Origin of the sequence: Bacillus sp. AR13-1, assembly GCF_008042285.1 — a bacterium.
Taxonomy (GTDB): Bacteria; Bacillota; Bacilli; order Bacillales; family Bacillaceae_G; genus Bacillus_A; species Bacillus_A mycoides.
In genome coordinates, this window is sequence record NZ_QNUA01000025.1 from 1 (window position 1) to 14,687 (window position 14,687).

Genomic DNA, 14,687 nt, shown 5'->3' on the forward strand with positions numbered 1-14,687 from the left:
GAAAGCTTTTCTTATATTTCATTTTCACTTTTTATTTTTTTCATATATATGTATATAAACAAACTAGGAATTAAAAAGCAAACAAAGATAATAAGTCCTGTTATACTAATTTCCTTTATCGAAATACCTGGTGTTACAATGATACAAATAGCTAACAGTCCAATAACAATCCCTACTGGAATTAATAATAGTTTCATGAAATAACTACGCGATACTCCACCTGTATGCTCATACACTTCCACCGAATTTTTTAAGTTTAAAAAGTTAATAACTATTATCCCGCCCATAAATACCATTAATAAATCCGAAACACTTTCATACCCTGCCCCTTGCAAGACGTAACGGTAAAAAACAATGCCTAGTATGACGACATTTTGTAAGATGAAAGCCAATCTAATATGTTTTAATCCCTCAATCATTAAACGTTCATCTTTCACGATTTTCACCCTATCACTCCTTTTCCTCCCAAAACAAATCATTCAATGTTTTATCTACCGCATAACAAATTTTCAAACATAAATCTAAAGACGGGTTGTATTTCCCCTTCTCAATTAAACTAATCGTTTGCCTTGTAACGCCTACTTTTTCTGCTAATTGTTGTTGTGTTAAATCTAACTGAACACGTGCGACTTTTATTTTACTTACAGCCATTCATGTTCCTCCTCTGCCTTTATTGTAACATATATATTCCATTAAGTAATTTATATTTTACGTAATTGATTTGTTTTTTTCACTTTATTATACACAAAAAAGGAGCCTCTCATAAGAAGCCCCCTTTCCTATCTCTATACTATAAGAATAAATGACATCCAAATAAAATTGTAAATAAATATAGTAACGGATGTACTTCCATCCCTTTCCCCTTCACAATTTTTAATACTGGATACACTAAAAATCCAATTGCAATTCCATTTGCAATACTAGACGTTAACGGAATACCAACGAAAATTAAAAATGCTGGTAATGCATCTTCAAATTCATTCCAATTAATATCACGAATGCTTTGTGCCATTAAACTACCTACAATAATTAATGAAGGAGCTGTAATAGCAGCTACACTTGATAAAGACGCGATAACAGGGCTGAAAAATGCCGTTATAATCGTTAGACCAACAACTACAATACCTGTTAATCCAGTTTTACCACCTGCAGCAATACCAGCTGACGATTCAATCGTTGCTGCTGTTGGGCTTGTTCCGAAGATAGAACCTGTCGTTCCGCCAATCGCATCTGCAATAAACGCTTTGCCAAAACGTTTCTCTGTATTATCTGTAATTAAACCAGCTTGTTTAATTAAACCGAGTAATGCACCTGTCGTATCAAATAAAAGTACAAGTAAAAATGAAAATACAACACCATATAATCCATACTGAATTACATCTGAAAAAGCATTGATTGGATTTGAAACGATAATACCCTCTGGTAAATGAGGCATCGCTACAATTTTATCCTCAAACTTCAGTTGCCCCGTAAAGAAGGCGATAATTCCTGTCACAATCATACTAATAAATAATGCACCACTCACACGTAATACCATTAATACTGCCGCTAAAATTAAACCAATTAAAGTTAAAATAACGGCTGGAGAATGAAAATCACCAATCGTAACTAAGTTAGATGAATGATCCACGATAATTCCAGATAGACGTAATCCAATAAAAGCAATAAATAGTCCAATTCCACCTGCAATTGCATGTTTTAAACTGTCAGGAATTGCGATAATTAGCTTTTGCCTAAATGAAGTGAAAGATAATAAAAGAAAAATGATACCTGTTACAAATACTGCCGAAAACGCAATGACATACGTAATCCCCTCTGCCTGTTGAACGACAGAATAAGCAAAATATGCATTCATCCCCATAGCTGGAGCAATAACAATTGGATAATTAGCTAAACACGCCATACATAGCGTCCCAATAACTGTCGCAATAATAGTTGCCGTAAACGCTTGATCAAATGGTACACCTGCATCAGATAATATTTTCGGATTGATGACAAGAATATACGCAAATGTAAAAAAAGTTGTGATGCCCGCTAAAAGCTCTTGCTTCACAGAAGTGTTATATTTTTGTAATTGAAACATGGCTATGTACCCTTCCTACACCTGAATTATTATCACACATTCTTTTCTTACTAGTATGTGAGAAAATATAATACTTAATCTTAACAATCAATAAAAAGAAGAGTCAATATATTCTCTAATAGTGAGAATTTTAAGTTTAAGTCTGACAAGTTCAGATGTAGTACAGTTCATTTTGATTATTTTTGTAGCATAACAGATATAAATGTTTTATAATTTGAAATAGTTAAATATTTAGGCAACTCATTCTACAAGGGGGATTCTTCTTATGCAGCACACAAACAAATCTGGAACTTTAAATCGAGGTTTAAAAGAACGACATATTACTTTAATGTCACTCGGTTCGGCTATTGGCGTTGGGCTATTTTTAGGATCTGCTTCTGCTATTAAACTAGCTGGTCCTTCCATCTTACTAGGTTATATGATCGCTGGACTCGTTATTTTTTTCATTATGCGAGCGCTCGGAGAAATGGCAATTGAACAACCGGTTGCCGGCTCTTTTAGTAAATATGCTAATGATTATATCGGCCCACTTGCTGGTTATATTACTGGTTGGAACTACTGGTTCTTATGGGTTGTTACTTGTATGGCTGAAATTACGGCGGCTGGAATTTACATGCAGTACTGGTTCCCAGATATCCCGCGCTGGACTTGGGCACTACTCGCTCTATTATTAATGAGCGCTTTCAACTTCTTATCAGTAAAAGTATTTGGAGAACTTGAGTTTTGGTTTGCTCTCATTAAAATTGTCACAATTATCTGTATGATAGTGATTGGCTTTGGTATTATTCTATTCGGATTTGGAAATGGCGGCGTTGCAACTGGTATTTCAAATCTTTGGGAACATGGGGGCTGGTTCCCAAATGGCTTCTCTGGATTATTGCTTTCCTTACAAATGGTATTATTCGCTTATCTAGGCGTTGAACTAATTGGTGTTACAGCTGGTGAAGCTCAAAACCCGAAGAAAACACTCGCAAAAGCTATCGATAACGTATTTTGGAGAATCCTAATCTTTTACGTCGGGGCATTATTCGTTATGATGGCAATTTATCCATGGAACGAACTTGGCGAGAAAGGAAGTCCATTCGTATTAACATTCCAACAAATCGGCATTGCAAAAGCAGCAGGTATTATTAACTTTGTTGTATTAACAGCTGCACTTTCTTCTTGTAACGGTGGTTTATTTAGTACAGGGCGTATGCTATTTACACTAGCACAACAAAAGAAAGCACCTGAACGATTTGGACGTTTAAATAAAAATGGCATTCCAAGTCAAGGTATTATAGCAACTGCGATTGTTTTACTCGTTGGCGTTATATTAAACTATCTCGTTCCTGCAAAAGTGTTTACATGGCTAACTAGTATTTCAACTTTCGGGGCAATTTGGACTTGGGGTATAATATTAGTCGCTCAAATTAAATTCCGTAAAGGATTACCAACTGAGAAAAAAGACAAGCTAACGTATAAAATGCCTTTACATCCATTAAGCTCTTACTTCTCACTTGGCTTCCTCGCACTTGTACTAGGTATTATGGCGTATTCAGAAGATACACGAATTGCATTAATCATTGGCCCAATTTGGCTTATCGGCTTAGCTATCGTGTATTACATGAAAGGGTTTCATAAGATCGATGAAACACCTAATTCAAAAATTAGTTAAACAAGCTATCCCTTCCTTATTAATTGGAAGGGATTTTTTATTGCCTATATAAATATTTCTCAACAAAATTCACGGTATTTTTACAATTTTTTAATATTTTTTACGTTTTCTGTCTTTATTTTTTCAGAAAAATAAATTACATTATTAAAGCACATATATTTATTATTAGGGGGATTCTTCTATGAAGAATAAAAAATGGATTACATTTTCTTTAGCAACAGCAATTACACTTAGTATGGGGAGTTCGTTCATACCGTCTACTTATGCCGAAAGCTCTGTAGACCCAGCTCCTGAAATTGCTGCAAAGGTTGTAAATCAAAACAATGGGAAGAAAGTATTATTTGATAATACGCACGGTCAAACTGCCGGGACAGCTGACTGGGTTATTGATGGCGGCTTTTCTGATTTCGGAAACGGCATTGCCCAAAACGGATATCATGTAAAAGAACTTCGTAAATCAACACCTATTACATACGACGACTTAAAAAATTACAACGTGTTTATCGTTCCAGAGGCAAATATTCCTTACAAAAAATCTGAACAAGACGCAATGTTACAATACGTGAAAAATGGCGGCAGTATTTTCTTCATTGCCGATCATTATAATGCAGATCGTAATAAAAACCGCTGGGACTCCTCAGAAGTGTTCAATGGATATAGACGCGGGGCATGGGATAATCCAGCAAAGGGAATGTCTAATGAAGAAACAACTTCACAAGCTATGCAAGGAGTAGAAAGCTCTGATTGGCTATCCAATAATTTCGGTATTCGCTTCCGTTACAATGCACTTGGTGATGTTTCAGCTAAAAATATTGTCTCACCTGCGCAATCATTCGGAATTACAACTGGCGTTTCATCTGTAGCAATGCATGCCGGCTCTACTCTTGCGATTACAAATCCAAAACTAGCGAAAGGCCTTGTATATCTTCCAGAAAATCCATCAAAATGGAATAACGCTGTTGATAGCGGCGTTTATAACGGTGGTGGCGTTGCAGAGGGGCCTTATGCTGCTATTTCGAAAGTTGGCCTTGGAAAAGCAGCCTTTATTGGTGATTCTTCTCCTGTTGAAGATGCTACGCCAAAATATGTTCGCGAAGATTCAGGTCAATCAAAGAAAACTTATGATGGTTATAAAGAAGAAAACGATGCTGTTCTATTAGAAAACATCGTGAATTGGTTAGCGAAGCAAGAAACATTTACAAGCTTAGATCAAGTGAGTGGTTTACAGCTTGATGCACCTACAGCTCTACAAACATTTGAACAACCAAGCTTATCAACAGAACCACAACCAGAACCTTGGAGCGCACCAAGTCAAGGTTACCAGTGGTTCAATACCAATACTTTCAAACCAGGTTCATACGGCTATAACGGCGCAGTGACAACGAGTGATTACGTAATTACTCACCCTAGCATTCTACCAAACAATGAAGTGTTCCAAATGAAGATTCAAGTAAATAACTTATTACCAAATACAACATACAATAATTATTCTTTAGGTATCTTCACAACTGGCGGAACACAGGTGGCAAAAGTTCAAAATACAAATGGCACTTGGCCGTCTTCTTTCGGATATAGCAGTACATTCTCTTTCATAACAAATAACCAAGGATCTGCTGAAAAAATTGTGAACGTACAACTTGATCCAAATACAACTGGACAGGCAACACTTCGTCTACGTCAAAACACAACAGCGAAATATAATGAAACTGTAACGATTAATAAAAAATAATGAAAAAGGCAATCCACATATGGATTGCCTTCTTCTCACTTCTCTTCTTTTGAGAAAAACATTCTTGAAATAACGATACCTATACTACCAACGATTAAGAATAACACCGCCCTAATCATCATCGACACCTCTGGTAAGTCGAGAAGGAATAACTTCCCTACTGTTACTACTAATACGACTAAGCCAGCATATAATATTTCGTTCATCTGTCTATAACGGCCAAACCAAACTGCAAATAACGCATATACCATCCATAATAACGATACAGATACGCTAATTATACTTCCATCTGTAGAAAGAACTTCACCGATTCTAGTAATTGTAATAAATACAATTACCATTAACGAGTAGAGCGCTATAGAGTACACATATTTACCAAAACTCGCTAACACTTCTTTCGCTTGTCTCATGCAATAATAGAACGTTCCTATTAAAATAATATGAGCGACAAACCCTGCTGAAATGAACTCATCAAACGGGCTAAAAATCGTCTGTACCATTCCAATCGCATAAATCGTTGCACCTACATACAACTTAATATTTTGCTTTACTTTAATAGCAGTAACCATACCGAGGAAACCTTGTAACAATAATACGATTGCTGCATTCACCAAACTATACTCGTATAAAATCGCTAAACTAAATGATCCCATTGCAAAGCCAAATATTAGATTTGAAAATACCGAATGTTTATTCTTCCTATATTCAAGTACAAACATAACAGCATGCACAAATGCACTTATAACTAATCCCCACGTTGTAAATTCAGGAATTTGAGAAATGGCTAAAATAAAGAAAACTGCATTCGCACTAAATATCGCCAATCGTGCTTCTTGTATAAACCTTCTCTCCGAAAACATATGCCAAAATAATAGTAAATGAATTGCACCGTATACAACTGTTAACTGTACTTGCACATTCTCTACTAATATTGACATAACAACAAAGAAGACAAATAGGACAATTGCCGCAACAACATAAGAAATCATATACAAGTACTTATAACGGTTTCTCAATGCATACCATAATAGACTAATTGTTAATATCGTCTCATAACTAAAGAAAATATACGTATTAGGAGTCGTACTATTTAACAAGAAAGGAACAAAAAATGCTCCCACCGCCACGAAAATAGCGAGATATTCCGATCTATATCTTTTCGCTAAATAAATCCCTAAAACAACCCATATAATGTTGCAAACAAACGCAATACTTGCAGGAATAAACTCATATAAATAATGTGCCGCAAACGTTGTTAAAACAATTCCCGTAATACTTCCTCCAGCTAATACTAACCCTAACGCTTGCCGCTCTCTTTTAATTTGTATATCTCCTACGTAATACAAACCGGCAGATAGTACTATACCAAACACAACTCGTATCGCTGGTGTTAATAAGCCAGCATCTACCCCTGCTTTAAATAACCAAATAACGCCAAGTAGCATAATACCGACAAATATGCGTGGTAACCACGTTTGACAAAACTTTATAATATTAAATGGTTCTGGTTTAAATGCAGATATATCTACTTGTTTCACCTCTGGCTCTTGCATGGACTTCCTCGTCTTAACTACATCTTCTTGTAACTTTTCATTACTTACCGCTTCAATATATTCTTTCTTTTCCTTATTAACATTTTGTTGAACTTTATCTACTTCTATTTTTCTTTGTTTCGCTTTCAATTCATAAAGTGCCTCTTGCATCGTTTCAATTGCCGTTTCGAGTGCTTCTATTTTCTTATTCAAATCCTCCTTCATATGCTCCCCCCTCATCATTCATGTAAAACCTATATATTACCAATTATCTTTATCATACTCTTAGTCTATTCATTTTCAATACTATTTTTCCAAAAAAAGAAAGGTGTTTTCCGAAATAGGAAAACACCTCTTACTTATTTATTCTTATTTATAGCAATACTAACAATTACACCGAGGCAGACACCTACAAATGCCGGAACAATCCAACCTACACCTTCTGAATAAAACGGAAGCATTTTTAGTAGTGGTGTCCATTTATTCATCAATACACTTTTGTTTAAAATATCAATCGCACTAAATACCGCTACGAGTCCAATCGTTACCGAATATACGTATACATACTTTCCAATATACTTATGGAATAACCCTAAAATAATAAGCGTTAGTGCAACTGGATAAATAAATCCAAGAATCGGTACCGATACTTTTAAAATTTGCGTTAATCCTAAATTAGCTAAAACCATACTAACAAAACTTAATATAAATGCCCAAACTTTATAAGATACTTTCGGAAATACACTTGTGAAAAATTGACTACAAGACGTAACAAGTCCGATGGAAACGCATAGACAAGCGACAGTAAAAATAAGACCTAATAAAACTAACCCACCTTGTCCAAATAATGTAATCATAACTTGTGCTAACACTTTCGCACCGTTATCAAATGTACCCAATGAACCACTAATTGAACCAACATATCCAAGAATGACATAAATAATAGATAATAAAAGCCCTGCTCCAATACCAGCAATACTCATATATTTTGCTAAACCTTTATCATCCGCTACACCTTTTGCACGCAGAGCATTTGCAATAACAATCCCAAATATTAAAGCTGCTAACGCATCCATCGTTAAATATCCATCTAAAAACCCTTGGAACATAGGAGCTTGTCCATAATTTCCTGAAGGCTCTTTCACACCGCCTACTGATGTAAACATACTTTTTATAAATATAATAGCAATCATACATAATAATAAAGGCGTTAACACCTTTCCAAACAAGCCCATTAATTTAGACGGTGATAAACTTAACCAGTAAACAATACTAAAGAAAATAGCCGTGTACAATAACAAAACTACGCTACCCGCTTCTGGGAACAACTGGCCTGGCCCCATTTCAAAAGCTAAACTTCCTGCACGTGGTATACCAAGACCTGGTCCAATAAATAAGTACACAATACACGGAAAAATAATTGCAAATGAAGAATGAACCCTGCCCGCTAACGTTTGAAAACTCCCTGCTTTCGCAATAGCGATAACACCTAATATAGGAAGCCCTGTTGCTGATATAATAAAACCTAACAATGCAATCCATACATGTTCTCCTGCTTCATATCCAAGGAAAGGTGGAAATATAAGATTTCCGGCCCCAAAGAACATAGAGAATAACATAAGACTAATAAGCAAAATTTCTTTTTTCTGTAACAATTTCATTTCTTTCTCCTTCTTCAATTTCACCTTACATGAAATCAATTCCACAAATAAAAAAATGCGGTAATCCGCTTCCTTACAAAGAAAACATAGTCCATAGTCTATCACAAAAGAAACACCCATTCTATAGCTATTTCCCTTTTCAAATTTCTTCTGAAAAATCAACCTTTATTGACTTATAATAGTTAATAAAGTAAAATATTAATCATACAATACTATTAACTTTGTTTTTTGCTTGTGTCAGGAGGAAAATATTATGGAATCAGCGATACAACTAGAAAGAGAACAACAAAGAAAAAAGAAACATCCTCCAGGTTTATACTTACTCTTCTTTACAGAAATGTGGGAAAGATTTAGTTACTATGGATTACGAGGATTATTAACATTATATTTAACAACAGCTTTAGTAAGTGGTGGTCTTGGGTTTAGTCCCGCTTGGGCACTCTCTATTTACGGATTTTATACTGGTGCTTGTTATTTCACACCATTGATCGGTGGATACTTAACGGACCGTTTTCTAGGCAAACGAAAAGCCATCACAATTGGTGGTATAACAATGGCAATCGGTAACCTTACACTATTTGCCTTGCAAAACCAAGTCGGTCTATACCTCGGATTAGCGCTTATTATTATCGGTAATGGATTCTTCAAACCGAATATCTCTACACTTGTTGGAGAATTATACGAAGAGCACGATCCAAAACGTGATAGTGCATTTACAATTTTCTATATGGGTATTAACGTCGGTTCATTTTTAGCTCCACTCGTTTGCGGGTTTTTATCAGAAAATTTATTTAAAACAACAGTGGACGGTGTTGTTCATTTCGGATTCCGTTACGGTTTCTTAGCCGCTTCAATCGGAATGATCATTGGACAAATTTTATTTACAACACTATCAAATCGCTTCCTTGGTGATATCGGTAAAAAACCAACTCGCGATTTGCAAACGGATGCTGGACAACAAACAATAGGAAATACACCGTTAACAAAAAAAGAAAAACAACGTACAACAGTTATCGTCATTTTAACATGCTTTGTTGTCTTCTTCTGGGCTGGATTTGAACAAGCTGGTAGTTCGTTAACATTATATACAAACAAATTTGTAGACCGCTCTGTGTTCGGATGGGAAGTTCCAACATCTTGGTTCCAATCGGTCAATCCGTTATTTATTATTTTACTTGCACCAGCTATTTCAGCATTATGGGCGAAACTGGCAACTAGAAAAAATGGTGACATGAAAATCCCAACAAAAATGGGACTTGGTATGATCTTACTCGGTATCGGTTATATTGTTCTTGTTATCGCTACATTAAAAACAGGCAGTGACGAACATAACATTACAGAAAAAGCAAACTTACTATTTATCGTCTTTACGTATCTTTTCCATACGTTAGGTGAGCTATTCTTATCACCTGTCGGGCTATCAATGGTTAGTGCTCTCGCTCCAGTAAAACTAGCCTCTTTATTAATGGGCGTATGGTTAGCAAGCTCAGGTATTGCTAATATTTTAGGCGGACAGCTTGCAAGCTTCACAACTTCACTTGGATATGCTGAAGTATTCACAGTTATTGGCGCTGTGGCGATCGTTTTAGGTTGTGTTTTATTATCAATTTCTAAGAAATTAGTGAAATGGATGGATTAAAAAAAGATGAGGAAAATTCCTCATCTTTTTTTACGCTTTCTTTCCCTTTTCTATTGCTTGTTCATACAAGCCTTTATGTTCTTTATATTCACTTGGCACGAAACTCTTATAGAAGAACGAAAGCCAGCTGTCTCCTTTTTTATATCCTTCTTCTCGAATTTCCGCTGCCTTTTTATTTGATTTAAATCCTTCAGTAAACCATTTCTTTAATGTTTCATTCTTTTCATACTTAGCAGGAACTTTTAAGTCGTAGTTTTCAAATGCATATGTATATCCAGCTTTTTCCGCTGCCTTTTTAGCAGACTTATATCCCTTTTCATACGCGGTTTCATATACTTTCACATATGTATCCTTTTCAGTATTTCCAGGTTTCTTTTCAGCTAATTCTTTACCAGCCTTTTCACCGAGTTCTGCTTGTTCTTTTTCAATTTTTGCTGTTCTCTCTTTATTCCCTACTTGGAAACCTTCTGCAAAGTTCCCCTTAAACTCAGGAGTAATTTGACTATCGTCCATTGCTTCTTGTGTTAACCCTTGCTCTTTACCTTTTTCAAAATGTGCTTTTTTCTGTTCTTCTAAAGACCATGCCGCAGCATACGCAGTTGTAAATGCTTGTTTATATGCGTCTGACTTTCCAGCTACATGTCCTTCTGCATTATTCTTTCCTGCTTTAAAATCTGTCTCTCCACTTTTTTGACCTTCAGCTTGTCCCTTTTCAGCCTCAGCTTTACGCTGCGCTTCCTCTGCCTTACGTGCTTCTTCTGCTTTACGTTGTTCTTCTGCAGCACGCTGTCTCTCTTCCTCTACTTTGCGCTGTTCTTCTGCAGCACGTTGTCTCTCTTCTTCTGCTTTACGTTGTTCTTCTGCAGCTCTTTGTTTCTCTGCCTCAGCCTTACGCTGTGCTTCTGCTTGTTTCTCTGCTTCTACAGCACCATTATTATTTTGGCTAGGAGCTGGACTCGTTGTACCACTATTAGAAGCTGGTTTATTGTGATAATGATATTCCCCGTACTGCAATCCCCATTTTTCACAATTTGTACGACACGTATGTCCACCATTAGCATCTGTACGTCCTGGATGTGCATAAGCAGAAATTGGCGCTACCAATAACGCTACACTTGTTGTTAAAAGAAGTTTTTTTACTTGCTGTTTCACTTTTGTTCCTCCCAAAATCTAGAATCATTACTTTATTATATAAAAATAGAAAAATATTTAAATACCAACTGAAATATTCTTTTATTTCTCAACATTGGATAAAAAAAGAAGGTTCACTCTTTAAAGAGTGAACCTTCTTTTTTCTTTATTTCTTAGCCTTTGTTCCTACTAAATCACCCGTAATAACAAAACGCTTAGAATTATCCTTAACAGATACACATGTAATAAGTGTTATCTCATCTTTCCCATGATCCTCTACAACTTCCCATTTATCAGGAGTCACTTCAGATACACCGGTAACAGTATACTCATACTCATTTGCATTGTCATACAAATAAATTTTATCGTTCTTCTTTAAAGTTGATACATCACTAAATAAAACACCTTTTTTTGACATATTATGCCCTGCAAGTGCATAATTCCCTTGTCCCATTACTTGATTTTCTCTTACAGTTGCCGCACCTGATAATAAATTCTTTTCAGTCGACGCTTTTAAAACAGGAAGTTCTAATGAGATGCTCGGAATTGAAATACGACCGATTACTTGTTTTTTATCTAACGATGCACTCGCTACTTCTGCCAAGTCTGGTTGATTAATTTTTGAAGCATCTACAAATTCTGTATCATGCTTTTCATATTCCATCTTTTGAACAGCTTGTACATTCGCTGTCTGCTTCTTCTCTGCATTATATCCATCATAAAATGGCTTTCCGATTAATACACCACCTACAACAAATAGAAGGATTGCTACTATACTATAAATTCTTTGCTTATTCATATACAATTCCTTTCCGTTACAAAATCTTACTCTATATAAAATGATAAGATAATATTGCTGTATGTACAAGTGTAAGCTGAAAAGAAACCTTCTTGCTTATGCAAGAAGGTTTCTTTTAAACTAACTTATTTCTGTATAGGGATACGTGAAAGACCGTCATTTGAATAAAGAAAATAGAGAATATAATATACAGTGGGTACCCAGGAAGATAGTCATTAATAATAGGCGAAAAAGTTAAAAACCCGACTGCACAAGGTAACACATACCATAACGAAACAAAAGTTGTTCGACAGGCTTTATCCGTAATCGCTTTTTCACGTTCATCTTCTAGTGGAAATAATAATGGATACATCCAAAAAGATAAATTCTTGTATTTTTTCTTTTGAATTCTATAAAAAATTGTAACTATAATAGCTCCAATAAATAATAAAATGAATGGTGCTCCATTAAACCATACTTCAAATGGGAACTTCTCGTTTTTAATTATATCTGCTAACTCTGTAATAACACTATAAAATTCAACAAATGTCCAGCAGGCTAGCGCAGTATAAAGCACGTTTACGATATAAGAAACCCCAATTCTATTCATCCTCTTCCCCCTCCTTATTTAAAACAAATACATCTTCCATCTTTAACTCGAATACATCACAAATCGTCAATGCTAGTAATAATGAAGGAACGTAATCCCCTTTTTCAATTGCTGCAATTGTTTGTCTCGTCACTCCGACTTTTTCCGCTAATACACTTTGTGTAAAATTAAAACGAGCTCTTAATTCCTTCACTCTATTTAAAATGGTCAAATTTACCACCTCTCACTATTATTGTATGATATCCTTAACAAAATGTAAACTCAACTTAACATTATTTTTATAAAAAAATCCAACTTTACGTTTTGTAAAGTTGGATTACGTTTTAGTTTAAAATTGTAACTTTAACATTTTTTCTGCCCCAATTACTAGACGAAGCTTTATCCGGCATTAAAACATCGATTTTGTGACCTTTAATCGCGCCACCAGTATCTGCTGCAATTGCAATTCCATAGCCTTCAACATTTACAGTAGATCCTAATGGAATAACAGATGGATCCACCGCAATTAATTTCATTCCTGGGTTTGCAGTTAAGTTATAAGGCTTATCACCCGGTCCCCATGCAGAATATACTTGTTGACCTGCTGCATAACCATTTTCAGATGGATCTGCTGTATAAGCTGTTGCGTGTACATACATTTCTTTTCCGCCAGCAGTTACTTTAGGCTGTTCAGGCTCTACTTTCGAACTATTATTAGCAACTGGTTCAGCTGGTTTATTAGCTTTTTCTTGCTTTTGCTTTTCAGCAACTTCCGCTTGCGCTTTCGCTAAAGCTTCTTGCTCAGCCTTTGCAGCTGCTTCCGCTTTTGCACGCTCTTCCGCTGCAATTCTTGCTGCTTCTTGTTCACGAGCGATTGTTTCTTGTACTGCCTTCATATTTGATTCAATTTTAGCCTTTTCTTCTGCTGCTAAATTAAGTTGGCTTGCAACCTGATTATATTTAGCTTGAACTGTTTGTAAGTTATCTTGACGTTTTTTCAAGTTATCTTGCAAATCAGCTTGTGCTTTTGCTAATTTTTGTTTATCTACTACTAAAGATGCTTCTTTTTCATCAATCTCTTTTTTATCTTCTTCAATTTGACGAAGATCTTGTTCTTGTAGACGTAAAATTTCTTTATCTGCTTCTAGAATAGTCGTAACTGCGTTCATACGTTGTATGAAATCTGCAAAGTTTTTTGATTCTACAACAACTTCTACTACTAAACTCGTATTTGAGCTATTTTGAACAGAAACCATACGTTTTTTCATAATATCCTTACGAGCAAGGACTTTATCTTCTAAAACGACAATTTCGTTCTTTTTTTGTTCAATCTGCTTATGTGTTTCATCGATTTTACGTTGAATAGCAGCTTGATCCTCTTTATTTTTTGCAATTGTATTATTTAAATTATGTAGTTCATTTTCGATACCTTGAATTTCTTTACTAACAGCTTGCTTCTCTTGCTCTTTCTTCTGCATATCTGCATCGTTTTGCTGCAATTGCTGTTGCATGTTGTTAAGTTTCTCGTCGTTTGACTCTGCTTTTACAGCGACTGTACTAGAAAGAACGATAATTCCTGCTAATACTAGACTACTGATTCGCTTAAAATAGTTCATAATCCGACTCCCTTCTTATACAGTTATACATGATTTATTTTACAGTTTGTTTACAGAACCATTAAATACAGTTTATTTTTCATGACAAAAAAAGAGAATTGTGAACAAAATGTAATAGATTCTTAAATATTTAACAATTCCTATATTTAAAAATTATAAAAGATGCTAAAATCCAAATATAGAGAAAATATAACTTCTAAAGGCGGTTGAGATAAATACATGTTTACTCAAAAGAAAGCACTCCAACATAAAATTGATCAATTAGAAAATCG

13 protein-coding genes are annotated in these 14,687 nt (G+C 35.2%); 3 read left to right on the forward strand and 10 right to left on the reverse strand.

What is annotated here, in order from left to right; genetic code table 11:
- Nucleotides 1-11: 11 nt before the first annotated feature.
- The 3 genes from DN408_RS18815 to DN408_RS18825 all read right to left on the reverse strand — a co-directional run bounded on the left by DN408_RS18815 (nucleotide 12) and on the right by DN408_RS18825 (nucleotide 2,083).
- Nucleotides 12-446 (reverse strand): hypothetical protein, encoded by a 435-nt coding sequence (locus DN408_RS18815; protein ID WP_002125294.1) that lies wholly within the window; start codon nucleotides 444-446, stop codon nucleotides 12-14.
- Between the two features lie 4 nt (nucleotides 447-450).
- Nucleotides 451-651 (reverse strand): helix-turn-helix transcriptional regulator, encoded by a 201-nt coding sequence (locus DN408_RS18820; RefSeq protein WP_000301182.1) that lies wholly within the window; start codon nucleotides 649-651, stop codon nucleotides 451-453.
- A 139-nt stretch (nucleotides 652-790) separates the two neighbouring features.
- The gene (locus DN408_RS18825; RefSeq protein ID WP_078178014.1) at nucleotides 791-2,083 is read right to left on the reverse strand and encodes an NCS2 family permease; all 1,293 of its coding nucleotides are present in this window, start codon (nucleotides 2,081-2,083) and stop codon (nucleotides 791-793) included.
- A gap of 265 nt (nucleotides 2,084-2,348) precedes the next feature.
- Here DN408_RS18825 and DN408_RS18830 point away from each other — a divergent pair, with 265 nt between their 5' ends.
- Both DN408_RS18830 and DN408_RS18835 read left to right on the forward strand, forming a co-directional pair.
- Nucleotides 2,349-3,740, forward strand: coding sequence for an amino acid permease (locus DN408_RS18830; RefSeq protein ID WP_002125290.1), 1,392 nt, complete (start codon nucleotides 2,349-2,351; stop codon nucleotides 3,738-3,740).
- 181 nt (nucleotides 3,741-3,921) lie between these two features.
- Nucleotides 3,922-5,469 (forward strand): DNA-binding protein, encoded by a 1,548-nt coding sequence (locus tag DN408_RS18835; RefSeq protein ID WP_033731021.1) that lies wholly within the window; start codon nucleotides 3,922-3,924, stop codon nucleotides 5,467-5,469.
- Nucleotides 5,470-5,504: 35 nt separating this feature from the next.
- Here the strand turns inward: DN408_RS18835 and DN408_RS18840 are convergent, their stop codons facing one another.
- Both DN408_RS18840 and brnQ1 read right to left on the reverse strand, forming a co-directional pair.
- Entirely contained in the window at nucleotides 5,505-7,226 is a 1,722-nt protein-coding gene (locus DN408_RS18840; RefSeq protein WP_078178015.1) for a DUF2339 domain-containing protein, read from the reverse strand.
- 134 nt (nucleotides 7,227-7,360) lie between these two features.
- Entirely contained in the window at nucleotides 7,361-8,662 is a 1,302-nt protein-coding gene (gene brnQ1 / locus DN408_RS18845) for a branched-chain amino acid transport system II carrier protein BrnQ1 (RefSeq protein ID WP_407707277.1), read from the reverse strand.
- A gap of 253 nt (nucleotides 8,663-8,915) precedes the next feature.
- Between brnQ1 and DN408_RS18850 the strand changes: the two genes are divergently transcribed.
- Nucleotides 8,916-10,301 carry a peptide MFS transporter gene (locus DN408_RS18850; RefSeq protein WP_003187245.1) on the forward strand — a complete coding sequence of 462 codons (1,386 nt, stop codon included), beginning with the start codon at nucleotides 8,916-8,918 and terminating at the stop codon, nucleotides 10,299-10,301.
- 30 nt (nucleotides 10,302-10,331) lie between these two features.
- Here DN408_RS18850 and DN408_RS18855 read toward each other — a convergent pair whose 3' ends face one another.
- The 5 genes from DN408_RS18855 to DN408_RS18875 form a co-directional block, all read right to left on the reverse strand.
- On the reverse strand, nucleotides 10,332-11,453 hold the full coding sequence (locus DN408_RS18855; protein ID WP_078178016.1) for a YHYH domain-containing protein: 1,122 nt from the start codon (nucleotides 11,451-11,453) through the stop codon (nucleotides 10,332-10,334).
- Between the two features lie 145 nt (nucleotides 11,454-11,598).
- Entirely contained in the window at nucleotides 11,599-12,231 is a 633-nt protein-coding gene (locus DN408_RS18860; protein WP_002186970.1) for a class A sortase, read from the reverse strand.
- Between the two features lie 115 nt (nucleotides 12,232-12,346).
- Nucleotides 12,347-12,820 carry a DUF2178 domain-containing protein gene (locus tag DN408_RS18865; RefSeq protein ID WP_002090909.1) on the reverse strand — a complete coding sequence of 158 codons (474 nt, stop codon included), beginning with the start codon at nucleotides 12,818-12,820 and terminating at the stop codon, nucleotides 12,347-12,349.
- Entirely contained in the window at nucleotides 12,813-13,031 is a 219-nt protein-coding gene (locus DN408_RS18870) for a helix-turn-helix transcriptional regulator (RefSeq protein ID WP_002167109.1), read from the reverse strand. The genes DN408_RS18865 and DN408_RS18870 overlap by 8 nt, the downstream gene beginning before the upstream one ends.
- 112 nt (nucleotides 13,032-13,143) lie before the next feature.
- On the reverse strand, nucleotides 13,144-14,415 hold the full coding sequence (locus DN408_RS18875; RefSeq protein WP_033731016.1) for a 3D domain-containing protein: 1,272 nt from the start codon (nucleotides 14,413-14,415) through the stop codon (nucleotides 13,144-13,146).
- Nucleotides 14,416-14,687 lie beyond the last annotated feature (272 nt).